This is a genomic window from Echinicola sediminis (assembly GCF_054777495.1).
The window spans coordinates 26028-42887 of the sequence record NZ_BAAHAP010000050.1 but is presented as its reverse complement, the minus strand read 5'-3'; the positions used below and the strand labels follow the sequence as shown (position 1 = coordinate 42887).

Annotated in this window: 7 protein-coding genes; 3 read left to right on the top strand and 4 right to left on the bottom strand. The window is 45.0% G+C overall.

Features of this window, described 5'->3' with window-relative positions:
• The first annotated feature begins 540 nt into the window (after positions 1-540).
• Entirely contained in the window at positions 541-2703 is a 2163-nt protein-coding gene (locus ACYVAA_RS13670; protein WP_460542609.1) for a family 43 glycosylhydrolase, read from the top strand.
• A 733-nt stretch (positions 2704-3436) separates the two neighbouring features.
• Here ACYVAA_RS13670 and ACYVAA_RS13665 read toward each other — a convergent pair.
• From ACYVAA_RS13665 to ACYVAA_RS13655, 3 genes are all read right to left on the bottom strand, one after another.
• Positions 3437-5680 (bottom strand): S9 family peptidase, encoded by a 2244-nt coding sequence (locus tag ACYVAA_RS13665; protein ID WP_460542607.1) that lies wholly within the window; start codon positions 5678-5680, stop codon positions 3437-3439.
• Positions 5681-6120: 440 nt separating this feature from the next.
• Complete coding sequence (locus tag ACYVAA_RS13660) at positions 6121-7719, bottom strand: RagB/SusD family nutrient uptake outer membrane protein (protein WP_460542605.1); 1599 nt, start codon at positions 7717-7719, stop codon at positions 6121-6123.
• Between the two features lie 11 nt (positions 7720-7730).
• Entirely contained in the window at positions 7731-10745 is a 3015-nt protein-coding gene (locus ACYVAA_RS13655; protein ID WP_460542603.1) for a SusC/RagA family TonB-linked outer membrane protein, read from the bottom strand.
• A gap of 445 nt (positions 10746-11190) precedes the next feature.
• Here ACYVAA_RS13655 and ACYVAA_RS13650 point away from each other — a divergent pair, with 445 nt between their 5' ends.
• On the top strand, positions 11191-12075 hold the full coding sequence (locus ACYVAA_RS13650) for an AraC family transcriptional regulator (protein ID WP_460542601.1): 885 nt from the start codon (positions 11191-11193) through the stop codon (positions 12073-12075).
• A 136-nt stretch (positions 12076-12211) separates the two neighbouring features.
• On the opposite strand, the gene ACYVAA_RS13645 is transcribed toward ACYVAA_RS13650, so the two are convergent.
• Positions 12212-14053 (bottom strand): right-handed parallel beta-helix repeat-containing protein, encoded by a 1842-nt coding sequence (locus ACYVAA_RS13645; protein ID WP_460542599.1) that lies wholly within the window; start codon positions 14051-14053, stop codon positions 12212-12214.
• Positions 14054-14518: 465 nt separating this feature from the next.
• On the opposite strand from ACYVAA_RS13645, the gene ACYVAA_RS13640 reads away from it, so the two are divergent.
• Entirely contained in the window at positions 14519-16804 is a 2286-nt protein-coding gene (locus ACYVAA_RS13640; protein WP_460542597.1) for a glycosyl hydrolase family 95 catalytic domain-containing protein, read from the top strand.
• Positions 16805-16860: the final 56 nt, after the last annotated feature.

Below are 16860 nucleotides of genomic sequence, written 5' to 3'. Positions count from 1 at the left end.
ACTGTTTTCGACTCTACCTGGCGGCTAGACAGGTTCACCATAGCGGTGCTATGTCTCAGTCTCCAAACAGCCTGATTTTCTTGCATTTTCATGCCTCATTACGATTCCTAATGCATAATCCGGGTTAAAGTGTTTCTCTTTTTCTAACACTTCAAAACTTTATTATATCCCCAAACATTTCTGTTCCTTTATTCAGGTATTGTTTTGTTCTTAAAGGTCTTCATGAATGCTGCGCATTTCCATTGATGAAAAGAACCAAAAATCTAGGGCTGTGGAGCATCCTTCAAATTGGTCATGTCCGTTATCGATGATATCGCTATTTTCCAATTTGATTTTGAACTATTGCTTCAGGTTAAAAATGAGTGGATCTTGCTCGTCCACATCGCAAGCTAACTCATTTTCTTAACACCTTCCGCAATTGTTCAAAACCGGATGCTCCAAGGCCTCTCTTGGGGGATCCGTTGTAATATCTTGTTAAACACGTCGGTTCGGCCTTACCTGTTGACAGACTATATTTTCAGTGAATAGCCCAATCATAAAATGAAAACAGCAAACCAATTTTTCCTATTTTTCTTCCTGAGCTTATGGATGGCTTCCTGTAACCAAAAGGGACAAGAAATGAGCGCTTCTCAGAAAGAATCCTCCGGTTCTTCCAATATGCTGGAGAATCCCATTTTGCCAGGCTATTATGCCGATCCGACCATTAAGAAATTCGGTGACATTTACTATATCTATGCTACTACGGACAACGAAATGCTGGCTTCTGGAGCACCAACGGTCTGGTACAGCAATGACCTCCAAAATTGGTACAATTACACCATGGAGATTCCTTCATTGTCATCGGTTAATCTAAGAAATTACTGGGCTCCGGACATTGTAGAGGGAAAAGACGGAAAATACTATTTATACTTTGGCAACTGTCAGGCAGGCTGTAATATTTACGGGTATGTTTCCGATACACCCGTTGGCCCTTGGACAAAGTTAAATGAAGATGACACCCCCGTCATTGCCCACCACTATCCCAGACAGGGCTTCCCCTCTTTGGATGCCCAGTTTTTTACCGATACCGATGGAAAAATCTATGCCTATTGGGGGACATGGGTACATTATAATGGTGGGTATGCGGTAGGTGAACTTGATCCAAAGACCATGAAGGACATCAAGGCTCCTGAAAACATCCCCTTGGAACAAACACCCAACCCTTTCGAGGCAGCCTATATGATGAAAAAGGGGGATAAGTACATCTTAATGTATTCAGGGGAATCATGTCATGATGAAACCTATAAGGTACTTTACTCTTATGGAGACAGTCCTTATGGCCCCTTCACCCCGGGTGAAAACAACCCCATTCTAAGCACCAATGAAGACCAGACCGTCCATGGGCCGGGACATCACTCGGTACTGCAGGAAGATGATCAATATTACATCGTTTACCACAAGCACGACTACCCCATGACCAGAGGGGGATTGGCAAGACAGGTCTGCATGGATAAGATGGTCTTTGAAAATGACTCCACCATCAAAACGGTGGTTCCTTCAGACAATGGGATCCCGGCAATAGTTTCCTCCACGGTCCCCGAAAACATTGCGCTACAAGCAAGCGCCAATGCTACTTCTGTTTATCATTTAACCTCCCTACAGCACGATTACAGCTATAAAGCTAACCATGCCACCGACGAAAACAATGCCACCATGTGGAAAGCAGGGGACAATTCCTTTCCCCAAAGTCTGACCCTTGATCTGGAAGAGGTCAAAGATATCAAACGGGTCATGACCCAATTTGAATTTGCCAGCTACTACTACCAATACCTTTTGGAGTATTCTCAGGACGGTAAAAACTGGAAGGTATTTGCCGATAAATCACAGAACAAAACACCGGGAAGTCCCATGATCGATGATAAGGAGGTGCAGGCACGCTTTCTCAAGCTAACCGTTTTGGGTACTGAGAAAGCAGGTTTGCTTGCTGCCGTATGGAACATCAAGGTCTATAGCGAACAATTTGAGCTCCCGCTCAATTTGAAAAACAAGGCTTCCAATCAAGAACCTGCAAGGATCAGTAAGAGAGAGAAAATAATTGACATTGAAGCAGAAGGGCTAAATGGCCAATCATTGGCTGCCATCCCCAACAAAGGAACACTTTCAGGGCATTTTACAAAACAGGGAGAAGTCTCCCTCACTTCCGATAAAGAAACCGGCAAAAAGGTATTCCACTTCCAAAAAGGCGCATTGGTACTGGACCAAGCCGTGCCGGAAAATTTGGCTTGGAACGGGTCCTTTACAGTGGCGGCTTGGGTGAAAAACCCAGAAATAGCCAAAGAGGGAGAAATATTGGCCTCATGGTGCAACAGATTCACCTTTGGCCTGGCCAATTCCTATAACGCCCTGGCTTATAATAGCGGTCCTTATGGCGCTGCCCCCCATTTAGATGGTCATTTCGATATGCCTTACAAAAATGTCCCTGCTGCCAATCAGTGGCATCAAATTGTTTTAACCTTTGACGGAGTGGTCGAAAAAATCTATGTGGACGGGGTCCTTGACAATTCCCAAAACATGACCTTATCATCCGCTACTGAAGATGCCAAAATCATCATTGGAGCCTCGGATATTGGTGAGCACTTTTCGGGCCTGATCGCCAAATTCCAAATGTATGATTATGCCCTCAGCGCGGAGGCTATCGGGCAATTAGAAAAGTGGCAGAAATAATCCCCTCTGTTTCTTTAGCTCTGCACTTAAAAAAGCCTATCGGTAACTGGGAGTCCAGACCGATAGGCTTTTTTAACTCGGGTTCAATTCCGTTTAGATAATAGCATGCTTGAAGAATGTCGCCCTTCAATCAGAAGGGATTGGAGTGGATTCTACTTTCCGTCCAGGTGGACTGTAATGTTCTTAAGCTAAACACAGATGAGAAGGAGAAAAACAACCACATCCGTGTTTATCCTCATTCATCCGTGACAAATATTCCTCTTAATTTAAAGCATTTGGCCGGACTGGGACCGAAGGCTGTTTAACGGTGGAGTTTAAATGGCCTATAAAAAGCTATTCTAACTATCCGATATTTTGCACTTAGAATTAAACCCGAAATACTTAACTGAAATCCTTCATAAGGCTTTTGGAGCATTCGGTTTTGGGACAGTTGATGGAGGCGTTAAGAAAATGAGCTAGCTCGCGTCGTGGAACAGCGAGATCCGCTCATTTTTAGCCTCAAGCAGCTGGCACAAAATCAAATTGAGTCAAAAGTACTGTAGTCGAAAACAAAATCTGCTCAATTTGAAGGACCTGTCCCGACCACTGTACGGGATGCTCCATGGCCTAGATTTCCTGCCTCCCGCAGGCGAGGTTTGCCTACTTTTTCATCAATGGAAAAAGTAGGAAAGATTTATAGAAGAAAATCAGAATTGAATTTGGATACGTGCAACATTGCAGACACACAGTAAAACTATTTACTTTCTTCAAACTCACTCCATTCCGGTGGTTCCACGCCCAACAAATGCTTCACAAAGAAATCCCTCCTTTTGTGCTCTCCATAGCTTCCCCCTGCACTGTGTCCCATTCCCGGCACCATCAGAAAGTCAAAATCCTTGTTATGCTTGATCAACTGATCCACCAATTGGTAGGTCGAGGACGGATCCACATTATCATCCACTTCCCCCACGATCAACATCAATTTCCCCTCCAGGTGCTGGGCATTTGCCACATTGGAACATTCTTCATAATGTTTTCCGATAGGGTAGCCCATCCATTGCTCATTCCACCAAATCTTGTCCATGCGGTTATCATGGCAGCCACAGGAAGACACCGCCGCCTTGTAAAATTCAGGATGAAACAACAATGCCCCGGTGGAACTTTGCCCCCCGGCAGAAGTCCCGAATATGCCCACCCTGTCAAGGTCCATATAAGGTCTGGATTTGGCAGCCGCCTGCATCCAACGTATCCTGTCCGGGAAACCGGCGTCTTTTAGATTTTTCCAGCACACATCATGAAAAGCCTTGGAACGATTGGAGGTTCCCATTCCATCTATCTGAACTACTATGAAACCAAGCTCCGCAATTTCATTGAGCCCCCTGTAATTGGGCGCAAACGACTTGGGCACAAAAGAGCTGTGAGGCCCGGCATAAATATATTCAAGGACAGGATAGCTTTTGGAGGGATCGAAATTGGTCGGTTTGATGATGAGTCCCCAAATATCCGTTTTACCATCCCTTCCTTTGGCCGAAAAAATTTCGGGAGCTTCCCAACCTGCTTCTTGAATAGCGCTGATGTCTGCTTTTTCTAGTTCCATCAGGACTTTTCCCGTCGCCACCTCCTTCAATACCGAAACCGGGGCCTGATCTTGCCGAGAGTAAACATCGACAAAGTAGCTCAAGCCATCAGAGAAGGTAACACTGTGATTGGCCTTCTCTTGGGTAATCTGCTTAAAACCTTTCCCATCCAGCCCCACACTGCATAAGTGCAAATGGTAAGGGTCTTCCTTCGGGTCCAGACCGCTGGCCAAAAAATAAACCTTCCTTTGCTCCTCATCCACCTGCAAGACATCCCTAACTACCCAATCGCCTTTTGTAACCTGGTTCTTTACCTTTCCGCTGACACCATCATAAAGGTACAGATGTCTCCATCCATCCCTCTCAGATGACCAAAGGATTTCCTTCCCGTCTGCCAGATCCTTTCTGTATTTTTTTCCACTGTAATCGATAAACGTTTCACTGGACTCCTCAATCAGGGCTTTGGCCTCTCCTGTCTGTCCATCCACAGAGATCACACGATAAACTTGATGCCCTCTTTGATTGTATTCGAAGGTAAAAGCCCTACTGTCTTCCCTCCACTCCAATGAAGAAAGTCCGAACTGATGGGGGATTAGCCTGCTGCTAATGGTTATTGCCTTTTTGGTGTCCACCTGAAAGAGCACGGGGGTCTTTACCGGAAGTGCATCCCCAGGCTTTACGTAATCCCGTGTTTCGATTTTAGGCTGCAGCTGCCCCTGTGGAGAAGAGGCGATCAACGTAAGTTGCCTGACCTCCGCGGGCCTGACCTTATAGGCTGCCAGCTTCTCTCCATCGGGAGACCACCGCAACTGGGAAGAATAATACTCTCCGGCTGCCCCATCAAAGCTCAATTGGAATTCTTCTTCTGTTTTTAAATCCTTTATCCAAACATTATGTTCTGCGATATAAGCTTCTTTGCTTTCATCGGGGGATTGGACGGGATCGCCCTTGCGGTCGTCCCATCTGGTTCCCCAGTATCCCCGGCCTTCTTTGACTTTTTCATTTTTGACCAGGCTGGCATCCTTGAGGTCAAAAGTCCAGGAAAATGCCTTGGCCTGGAAGCTCATTTGAGTTCCTTCCTTTTCTATTTTGATGCGGCTGATCGGAAGCTGGAAGGCAGCGATGCTATCGTTTATGGCTTCTGACAACTTTGACGCCAACAGCGCTTGATCAAACAGGGGCTTTTTGATTTTTTCCTTGGCGGAAACCCGAATGTATTCCTGGCCTTTGCTGGTCTTCATCGGGTACCAAAAATCATCCGTACCCTCGATCCATTCAAAATGATCTGGTGAAAAGTAGACTTTTCCGAAGGCGTTTTTGACCGTTTCAGCTCTTTGGTAATCAGCAAATGTTCCTTGAGAGAAACCATCCACACTGGTGAACATTCCCCATAAAGCAATCAGTAGGTAATTAAACCTCATAAAGTTATACGTTTTGGTTTAAAAAAACTTTCCCGGCCAAGAAAGCTCTTGACCGGGTAATACTAAAGTAATCTAACTATCCGGGATTTTGCACTTACTATAAACGAAATGATTAACTGTAACCCATTATTAGGCCTTTGGAGCATTCGGTTTTGGGACAGTTGATGGAGCGTTAAGAAAATGAGCTAGCTCGCGTCGTGGAACAGCGAGATCCGCTCATTTTCAGCTTCCAGCAGCTGGCACAAAATCAAATGGAGTCAATAGTATTGAAGTCGGAAACATGATTTGCTCAATTTGAAGAAGGCTCCATGGCCTAGATTTTTTTCCTACTTTTTCATCAATGGAAAAAGTAGGAAAAATCAATAAAGGACAAACAGTATTGAATCTCAACAAGTGCAACTTAATGGATATGCAGTTATGATAAACATATTATCCTTCCATTAATTCGAATACCCTGGATTCTGTGTCAAATTAGGATTTTTATTGATTTCACTATTGGGTATAGGGAAAATCGTTCTGCTCTCAGCTTGAGGATGAGGACTGTGATTGAACCAGCTTTTGGTCTGAAAAACACCAAAACGGATCAAGTCCTGTCTTCTATGTGCTTCCGCAGCAAACTCCCATCCCAACTCATCGAGTAATCTGCCAAATTGGACATCAGCGCCCCCTGTTCCGTCAATGGAACCATCTTCCTGCTGGATACCATAATTATAACTGCTTCCCTGCATCAGCTCAGCCCCTGTTACTTGGGCTTTGGCAGGATCAGTGTCCTTAAAAGCCCTTTCCCTTACTTCTGTCACCAATGAAGCCGCTTCATCCGCATGGCCTGTTCGCAACAATGCCTCTGCTTTCATCAACAGGACATCCGCATATCGGAACATGGGGTAATCGTTATCCAAAGAACCGGTAGCACCTTCTTTGATGGCATATTTACCAATTCTAAAGCCCTCATTGGAGGCTGTACCGGCCATGCTGGGCACTTCTTTTTGGTAATCGATCACCACCTCTCCTGTATTGGCATGGTATTGTGGTCCCATAATCCATGTGTCCTTTAACCTGCCGTCTCCTTCATCATAGGTATCTATAAACTGAGGCACCGCACAGTTTCCTCCCCATGGCCCTGCCTGCATATTGTAAACAAATCGGCTCAAGGGGTCCAGGGTTTTCATATGAACCAAATTTCCAGTACCATAGATCTCATCATAAGGGACTGCAAAAATGATCTCCGGGGAAGTATGGTTTTCCCAATTAAAGATTTCCGAATAGTTATCATCCAATTCGTATTTCCCTCCTGCTATCACCTCATCGCAGGCAGCAATACACTTTTCCCATTCAGGAGTACCGGTATATACTTCAGCGTTAAGGTAAATTTTAGCCAATAAGGTTTGTACCCCCCATTTGTTCAGCTGTCCATAAGTGGCACTTGCATCTTCACTGAGCAAGGGCATCGCTGCTTCCAGTTCGCTGATAACAAAGGAATAGACTTCCATCCTGCTCTTTTGCTCAGGCAGGGATACATCCTTGAAATCAGTCACAATGGGGACATTACCATGATTGTCCAAAAGCAGGTAATAGGCAAAGGCCCGTGCTGCCCTTAGCTCGGCAATTACCTCGTCCTTTCCTTCGGTCATGGGAATCTCCCCGTCCTCAATTTGGGACATGACCCTATTGGCAGTGGTGATGCTACGGTAGGCACTTTGCCAGATATTGGTAGGCTGCCATTGCAGTGAGGTCCAGTTATGCTGATGCATCCGTAAATAGGTGCCACCATCGTACCAGCCGTTTGGTCTAGCCGGGGTGATGATGATATCAGCAGATTCTTCCTGTGTATCCAAATACCCCTGCCAGCCCATCATCAAACCTCTAAATGAGCCATAAACAGGCGCAATAATAGCGGGAATATCCTTTTCGGTTGGCTCAAAGTTACTGGCAAGTACCTCAGAGAAAACCTCTTCCTCCAAGTTTAAGCAGGAATATAAGCCCGTGGTCAAGATCCCAGCGGTCAGCATCCACTGGATTGATTTATAGTTGAATTTCATGATTGTTCCTTTTAGAATGTTACATTAAGTCCCAATGTATAGGTGCGGGTGGTAGGGTATTTATCGCGTTGGTCATTACCCGGATCAAATCCCGTGATACTCACCCCTTCCGGATCAATGCCCTTGTATTTGGTAAGGGTAAAGAGATTGAGGCCAGAGGCATATACCCTTGCATTTTTCAAGAAACCTAATTTCGGAATGCTGTAGCCTATCGTCAGGTTGTCCAGTTTTAAGTAGTCACCGCTTTCAATATAATGGCTTACCAAAGCCAAATCACTGTTGAGTCGCTGTCCGTAAACGGGATCGTAAGCGGTATTCAACATATTATAGGCCTTGTTGTAAGGGTTTTCGTAAAACATGCGTTGAAAATTCAGGATTTCATGGCCAAAGGCGCCCCTGAAGTTTGCCTGCATGTCAAAGTTCTTGTAACGGAAACTATTGTTGAATCCCAGGATATGGGGCGGAATGCCGTTTCCATAGAATTGTCGGTCTTCCTGGGAGGCCTGGCTTATCGGAATGGCTTCACCTTCCGTATTTTCTACCATCCACTCCCCGGTGTCCGTCAAGCCCACTGATTTCCATACATAAAATTTGCCGATCGCTCCCCCCACTTCCACACGGTGGGTATAATCCTGAATCGGTTCACCGGTATATCCGGCATTGAAGAAATCATTGGTAGCCTCAAATTGGTCGTTGGACAGGGATACCAGTTTGTTCCTGTTGGTGGAATAGGTAATGCCCGCATTCCAGGTGAAATCTTTGTTTTGAACAGGAACCACATTGATCAGCATCTCAACACCGTCATTTTGCAGCACGCCTGCATTGATGGTCATGGAACCGATCAAATAGGGCGGTACCGGCACAGGGAAATTGTACAATAAGTCATTGATGTCCCTTCTGTACACATCTATGGAGCCGCTCAGCCTGTCGCCGAAGAAGCTGTAGTCAATACCAAAATTGAATTCTTCTTTTTTCTCCCATCTCAGGTCAGGGTTGAAGTTCCTAGCCGGAACAAAACCTGGAACCCAGCTTCCTCCGATAAATGCTCCCTGGCCACGGGTAAAGTCGTAACTGATCTGGGACAAATAAGGTGAGTTGGCAATGGTTCCGGTCACACCAAAACCTGCCCGGATTTTGATCTCTCCGATATTTTTAATCCCACTCAGGAAAGGCTCATTACTGATTCTCCAGCCCAATGATACCGCAGGGAATGTACCCCATTGGCTATTCTCCCCAAAACGGGATGATCCTTCTCGGCGGACACTGGCCATGAACAGGTATTTTTCATTATAGCTATAGGTAGCCCTGCCAAAGAAGCCAGCCAACTGCCATTTGTTTTTGGAGCTGCCCATACCTGCTTGTCCGGCTTGCAAAGCCCCTCCTGCACCAAGATTGTTCCAGCCGTACAGATCTGTGGGAAAACCCCAGTTGGAAGCGCTGAAATCTTCATAAGTAGCATCCTGCCAGCTGTATCCCCCCAATAGGGTAAAATAATGGTTTCCAAGGACTTTATTATAATTGGTGGTAAATTCCAACAAGCTTTCATTATAGGCACTTGTCGACCGGGAAGCCGTTCCGTTTTGATTGTTCAGCCGGGTATTGGTATGGTCAAAAGTCGTGGCATAACCGCTAAGGTTATTGTTTTGAACATTGGAAACCATTAATTTCACATCCAGATTATCAATCGGATTATAGTTTAAGCTTCCATTTACCCGCATCTCCTTGAATTTGGATTCGGAATTGGCCTCGTATATTCTTGAAATGGGATTTTCATAAAAATAACCATCTCTCTCCTGCCAGGAACCGTCCTCTGTCCTCACCCGGTCGGTCGGGTTACGGATGATGGCCTGTCGGTAAGCATAACCGTCGGCTCCTCCTTCATCACGGGTAAACACCCGGTTGATCACCTGAATATTGGCTCTTAACTTGTCATCGTACATACTGTGGTTCAGGTCCGCCCGGATATTGAAACGCTCCTGATTGGACCTTAAAAATATCCCCTGCCAGTTACGGTAGTTGACCGATGCCGTGAAATTGGTGGTTCTGTCTCCACCATAAAAACTCAAGTTATGGTTGTGGCTGATAGGGTTTCGGGTCATTTCATCCACCCAATCGGTATTCCCTCCATAATCAGTGTACGCGATCCCTTCTTCATCGATGAGTCTTCTGTAATCATCTCCGGTAAGCAGCTCCGGCTTGCGGGCAATGGTCTGCAAGCTCACATAGCTGTTATAATTGATGGAATTTTTATTTCCCCCGCTGTTTTTCTTGGTAGTAATCAGAATTACCCCTCCTGTGGCTCTGGTACCGTAAATGGCCGCCGCTGATCCATCCTTTAGTACATCCACGGATTCAATATCCTCTGGTGGAACTGTATTTAGATTACCGGGCACCCCGTCAATCAGCACCAAAGGGTCTGAAGTACCATTGATACTATTGATCCCCCGAAGGTTGATCTGTGTATTGGATCCAGGATCGCCACTTGGGGTGGTTACCCGCAAACCGGCCACTTTGCCCTGAATCAGCTGAGCAGCATCCCTGACCGCGCCCTTCACAAAGTCTTCCTCTTTCACCCCTCCAATGGAGCTGGTCACATCCCCTTTTCGCATGGTGCCATACCCCACCACAACGACTTCAGTCATGGAAGTGGTCTCCGGTTCCAGCGTAAGGGACAACTCTTTAGAACTATAGACCGCCACCTCTTGGCTCCCAAAGCCAATGAAGCTAAAGACCAAGGTAGCCCCCTCCTCTGGAATTTCGATAGAAAAATGCCCGTCAATGTCTGTGGTCACTCCTTTCGTGCTCCCTTTGATAATAATGGACACTCCCGGAAGAGGAAGTCCATCTTCTCCACTGATAATCTTGCCGGTAACGGTGTGCTCCCTTAAGCTTTTTGTTAAAGAAACATTACTCGGGACTGTAGGAGACAAGGAATAGGGCTTTGCCAATAGCTGATTGGAATCGGTCAAATACCCCATAAAACATATTGCTCCTAACAATGCTGTTTTTGTAGTAAATCGTTTCATACGGTTCGTTAGATGGTTAAACATTTGCTAATCAAACAATTACCAGACATCAAATCAGGTAGATTTAATCAACATGATAAAAGTAGAGGATCGGGAAGTGAAAAATTTTAACCATAATACCGAATGATAGCACAGGATTATCATGTATCCATACGAAACGAAATAATAATAGGCACTTTGCCCTACTTGACCTAATAAAACCACCATGAAAAAGTCCTTAGTCTAATAATATCAGGGCTATAAACCTTAAATCTATCAGGGAATTTGTTCAAGCCCTGATACGAAATTAATCATTTCTGATACTCTATTAACACGTGTAAACCGTTTGCTGTTATTAATGGCTAATCTTTTCTATCTTAAAAGTGTACAAACCACATTTTATTAACCCTTTCTTCACATTCAACCTTAACCAAGTTAAATGTGATCCACCCCTAACAACTATCGTATGAAACCCTTATTATTTAAAATCGCCAAAACGGAAGATGAAGCCGTCAGAATATTAAAAGAAGATTATCCTTACTTTTACGACAAGCTCCATTATCATGAGGAAATACAGATCATGGTGATATTGGAAGGTAAAGGAACCTATTTCATTGGAGATGCCATAGGCAACTTCAATGAAGGAGATATTTTTATCATAGGATCCCATCTCCCCCATTTTTTCAGGAGTGATAAGCCTTATTATGAAGATTCAACCGAATTGAGATCCAGAAATATCTCTATCCTTTTCTCGCCTGAAGCCTTGGGGGATAAAATATTGAATCTCCCCGAATTCCATGCCATCAAAAAACTGCTGTATTACAGCAAAAGAGGCTTGGAGGTTCAGGGAAAATCAAAAAAACGGCTACTAAGGGCGGCGCATAAAATAGCATCCAAAGATGAATTCAGTCGTATCATCTATTTGTTCAAGCACTTGAACAAGCTATCCAAATGTGAAGAACTTACTGCCTTAAGCAATATTAAATTACAGCCGGGAACCAGCTCCAATGATACCAAAAAAGTAAATGATGTCATCTCCTACATCATGGATAACTTTGCCAATGATGTTACCCTGGCCGATGCCGCTGAGGTGGCCAACTTGAGCGTCAATTCCTTTTGCCGCTACTTTAAGCAACATACCAGAAAAACCTTTTCCCAGTTCTTAAACGAAGTCAGAATAGGCCACGCTTGTAAGCAACTGGTCATAGAAGGAAATAGTGTTAAGGAAGTTGCTTATGACAATGGCTATTACAGTGTCTCCTATTTCAACCGCCAGTTTAAGCTCATCACCGGTTTGACGCCTTCGGAATATTCCAAAGCCCATACCAATAAGCACACTATGGCCAGCTAAGGGAAAATGTTTCTATAAAAGCGGATACAGGCCATCCCGAAAACAAGCCGGTTCCTCGGATATGAACAGAAAAGGAATTGGAGGCATTGCAGGATACCCTAAAGCATACTGGTAGTGGAAGAGCTGCCAGTATTCCTTACTTCTCTTCCAATGCCAAGCCTTGATCCTTACCCAAACGGATTCCTTTTTCGCTCATTTCCTTAAGCTGAAGTTGTTTTTCCCCCTTGTAGGTGCTGAAATTATTGGACTGGAGCTGCACATCGGTACAGTGTTCTATGGATATAAAAGGTTGGTCTGTCGGCGCGACAATATCCGGTTTTCCGTTCTTGATGGTATTGCCCCTAAATATCAGCCCTTTCGTAGCCCTTGCGGTAAGTAAGGCCCCATTGGCCAAGACAAATTCATTGTCCAAAATCCGGATATTGCTGTGCACATATTGTCCTTTGGCAAACTCCAATACTTCCGGCTTGATGGCAATGGCATAGCTTCCAGGATAGGAATTATAGCCACATTCTATAAACTGATTGTTTCGGATGGTCACATCCCTTACCGGCCCAGACTCGTACCAGAAGTTGCAGTCATTGGCGATCAAAATGGCATGCATGCCCGTGCGGAAAAACACATTGTTTTCTATGATGGCTTTTCTCCTTGTCGTCAATAATAATCCACGGGTGTTGGTATGCTCAAAACGGTTGTTTCGGATCAGGACCGAAGGTGTTTTGGTCATGTTCTCTACACAATGCTTTTCCCCCAGCTTCTCAGGAACCTTTCTGTCCAAAATCAGTTCCAATTCTTTAGGGTTGATTTTGGACACCTCCCTTACTACCGCATGGTCATACACCGAAAGGTTATTATTGTCCACAAAACCGATGGAGTCACCTGCCTCGAATGCCATCAGGTTCCATGTCTGATGGTGCATAAACCGGACCTTGATCTTGTTTTCCTCATGATCAATTACTTTAAGGTGGGTACCGTGGATATTCACCGGATCATCATGGGAACCTGAAAATGTACTATTTTCAATCTTAATATCTCCGTAACAGCCCGAAAAATGGAGAAAATCAGCAAATCCGGCAATCACCCTTTTTGTCGACTTCCGGGGCCGGGCGGTGATGCCGTCCACACGGATGTCTTTGGAAAACTGGCTCACCATCCCAAGGCCATGCAAATAATGTAGGTTTACATTTTCAAAAGTCAAATCTTGGGAAAAGTTATTGAACAAACCTACACAGTCACGGTAGGTATCCCTGAACGTCAAAACATTCCCCTCTTTCAAAGCTGAATTTTTAAAGTCAAATCCCCGGAACATGATCCTATTGTCCCCCAAATCTTCCGCCCTGCTTTCTTCCATAAACTTCGCCCCAACATTGATCATGGTTTCCTTCACAGGATCATAGTTGATCACATGAAGATGTTGGGCTTTCCAACCTTCCCCATACCAAGTGACCTTGCCATTTTCCACCAAGTACTTGCTGTCACGGTTTACCTTTACAATGGCAAAGTCATCCCCTAACTTTACCACCTGAAATTCAGACATGGTAGGTCGCTCATAGTCAAAAGCAATATCTTTGACTGTTATATTCCTGCATTGATCAAGTGCCAAATGGATCATTTTTCCATGGCTGACCACCAAAGTACCATTGCCTTCCAGGGTTATATTCTGCATCCCTTCCAATAAGATCCCTATGGATTTCTCCTTGCTCAAGGTATCCGATTCGGTGGTATTGGAAATATAATATTCCTTTTTGATAGCTCCTTCTGGCCAAAGGTCAATCCTTCCTCCCGGAAATCTAAGAACAGCGCTTTCATGCTTTTCAGCCTCTTTCAAAGCGGCCTGAATACCTCCCACCGCATTTTTGTAGGAGTTGGCCTTTACACCGTAGTCTTCCAGCTGAATGATGGTTTGGGCAGTGGTTCCGGAAAGGATGAAACAGGCTACGGCTGCTGTCAATAATTTTATCTTACTACTAATTTTCATGTTTTGGGTTTTATTAAAATCAATTATGTATATCCGCGATGTCGCACGTGACCAAATCTTATTAGGTTTTTGTTGTTTTCTGTTCTTTTCCATTGATGAAAAGAACCAAAAATCTAGGCCATGGAGCCTTCTTCAAATTGAGTGAATTGGTTTTCGATTACGATCAGTTTATCTCAATTTGATTTTGTGCCATTTGCTGTAGGCTAAAAATGAGTGGATCTCGCTCGTTCACTTCGCAAGCTAACTCATTTTCTTAACGCCTCCATCAACTGTCCCAAAACCGAATGCTCCAAAGGCCTTTAGGAGAATTTCAGTTAAGGATTTTGTTTCTTTTGTACTACGTGCAAAATTCCGGATAGTCAAAAATCAATTGAACTCAAACGGAGGACGAAGTACTTTTTCTTTAAAAACATTATATTGCAACAATACAAAATAAAAATATTTTCATTACATACCCACAAATACATGAGAGCATTACTTTTACTTATTTTTTGTATTCCTGTTATTTCCTGCACATCAATAAAGGAAACAGAAAACAATCCCCTTCCTGACTTGCAGGCCTACAACTTAAACTACAATTACCTGCCCCAAACTTGGGATGAAGGCCTGCCGCTTGGAAATGGGCAAATTGGGGCCTTGGTTTGGGAAAACAAGGGCAAGCTAAGACTTTCCTTAGACCACGTGGGCTTATGGGATTTGCGGAAGATGGAAAACCTTGAGGGAGAAACATGGAAATTTTCCTGGGTCAAAGAACGATGGGAAAAAGATGAATATAAGCAGGTACAGGACCTTTTTGATGTCCCATATGACCGTGCTCCTGCCCCGTCCAAAATCCCGGGAGGGGCACTGGAATTTGAAACCCAGCAGTTTGGAAAAGTAAAAAGAAGCAGCCTGGACATCGCCAGTGCCGTGGGGAAGGTCGAATGGGAATCGGGGGCAAAACTCAGCACCTTTGTCCATGCCGACCAGGGCCTGGGATGGTTTAAGCTGGAAGGCATTGACGCCAAGGATTTTTCTCCCAGCCTTATCACTCCAGCCTATAACCTGGAAGGGGAATCGGCGGCCGATAGCCCTGTCACTGGCCAAGACCTAAGAAGACTGGGCTATCCTCAGGGCAATGTGAAAAAACTGGAATCAGGTATGGTATATACCCAAGCCGGTTGGGACGGTTTTGAATACCAAATAAGCGTACAATGGAATAACACCGGTGAGGGCATTGAAGGTTGTTGGGCGATCAGCACCAATGCGGAAGAAAAAGAGGCGCAGCAACTTGCCAAAGAAGGAATCAATATTGGTTACCAAACCGCCTTGTCCAGCCACCAAAATTGGTGGAATCACTATTGGAGCAAATCCAGCTTACAGGTTCCGGATTCCGTACTTCAAAAGCAATGGTACTTGGAACAATATAAGTTTGGAGCGGCGGCCCGCGAAAACACCCCTCCTATTTCTCTTCAGGCCGTTTGGACTGCTGATAATGGCAAACTCCCACCTTGGAAAGGAGACTTCCACCACGATCTCAACACCCAATTGAGTTATTGGCCCTGTTACACCGCCAACCATATGGACCTGGGAAAAGGTTATCTGAATTGGCTGTGGGAAAATTATCCCACCTTCAAAACATATACCCAAAATTACTATGAAACCGAAGGGGTCAATGTCCCCGGAGTGACCACCCTGACCGGTGATCCCATGGGCGGCTGGATACAGTATGCCTTTGGCCCTACCGTTTCGGCATGGCTGTCCCATCATTTTTACCTTCACTGGAGGTACAGCATGGATAGAAAATTCCTCGAGGAAGAGGCTTATCCATGGTTCACAGAAGTCGCTATCTATCTGGATGAAATCGCGGAAAAAACAGCAGATGGGCAGCGCAAGCTGCCTATCTCTGCCTCTCCGGAAATCCATAATAACAGCAGACAGGCTTGGTTTGGAAACACCAGCAATTTTGACCTGGCCAATATCCGCTTTGCCTATACCAAAGCGGCCGAACTGGCAAGGGAATTGGGAAAAGAAGAGGAAGCCCAAAGATGGGAAGAGATTTTGGCGGAATGGCCCGATTATGCCATCGATGAAACAGGGATGATGTTGGCACCTGATGAGCCTCTGGAAGCATCCCACCGTCACTTTTCCCACTTAATGGCCATCCACCCCCTCAGCCTGATCAACTGGTCAGATGGAGAAAAAGCCCAAAATATCATACGCAATACAGTCGAAAACCTAAAAACAACAGGCTCTTCAGCTTGGGTGGGCTATTCTTTTAGCTGGATGGGCAACCTACAGGCCAGAATGCTGGACGGTGAAGGCGCCGCCGAAACACTGAGGATTTTCGCCACCAGTTTTTGCTTGCCCAACAGTTTCCATGTCAATGGAGATCAATCCGGTAAAGTCTATTCAGGTTTCACCTATCGCCCTTTCACCCTTGAAGGCAATTTTGCCTTTGCTGCTGGCCTGCAGGAAATGCTGCTTCAGAGCCATGAGGACTTTATCCGCTTATTCCCCGCTGTTCCCAGCGATTGGGAAAATGCCTCCTTCAACGGTTTTTTGGCCCAAGGAGCTTTTGAAATAAGTGCTGAAAAAGTTCATCAAAATGAGATCAAAGCAGTGATATCAGCACCAGTAGGAGGAACCCTGAAAATACTCAACCCATTAGGAAAAGACTGCACGGTAAATGGAACTCCCCTTGCTGAGGGAAAAGTATATTCCGTGGACATGAAGGCTGATGAAAGCATTCATCTCACCTTCAAAAAATGATCGCATAAGTTGGAAGCTCATTTTCCAGACTCTTGGAGTGGCGCGGTTTTCATCGT

Bases quoted from the DNA above. Each gene is read 5' to 3' on its own strand.
- ACYVAA_RS13670 (WP_460542609.1), top strand. From the start codon at position 541: ATGAAAACAGCAAACCAATTTTTCCTATTTTTCTTCCTGAGCTTATGG.
- ACYVAA_RS13665 (WP_460542607.1), bottom strand. From the start codon at position 5,680: ATGAGGTTTAATTACCTACTGATTGCTTTATGGGGAATGTTCACCAGT.
- ACYVAA_RS13660 (WP_460542605.1), bottom strand. From the start codon at position 7,719: ATGAAATTCAACTATAAATCAATCCAGTGGATGCTGACCGCTGGGATC.
- ACYVAA_RS13655 (WP_460542603.1), bottom strand. From the start codon at position 10,745: ATGAAACGATTTACTACAAAAACAGCATTGTTAGGAGCAATATGTTTT.
- ACYVAA_RS13650 (WP_460542601.1), top strand. From the start codon at position 11,191: ATGAAACCCTTATTATTTAAAATCGCCAAAACGGAAGATGAAGCCGTC.
- ACYVAA_RS13645 (WP_460542599.1), bottom strand. From the start codon at position 14,053: ATGAAAATTAGTAGTAAGATAAAATTATTGACAGCAGCCGTAGCCTGT.
- ACYVAA_RS13640 (WP_460542597.1), top strand. From the start codon at position 14,519: ATGAGAGCATTACTTTTACTTATTTTTTGTATTCCTGTTATTTCCTGC.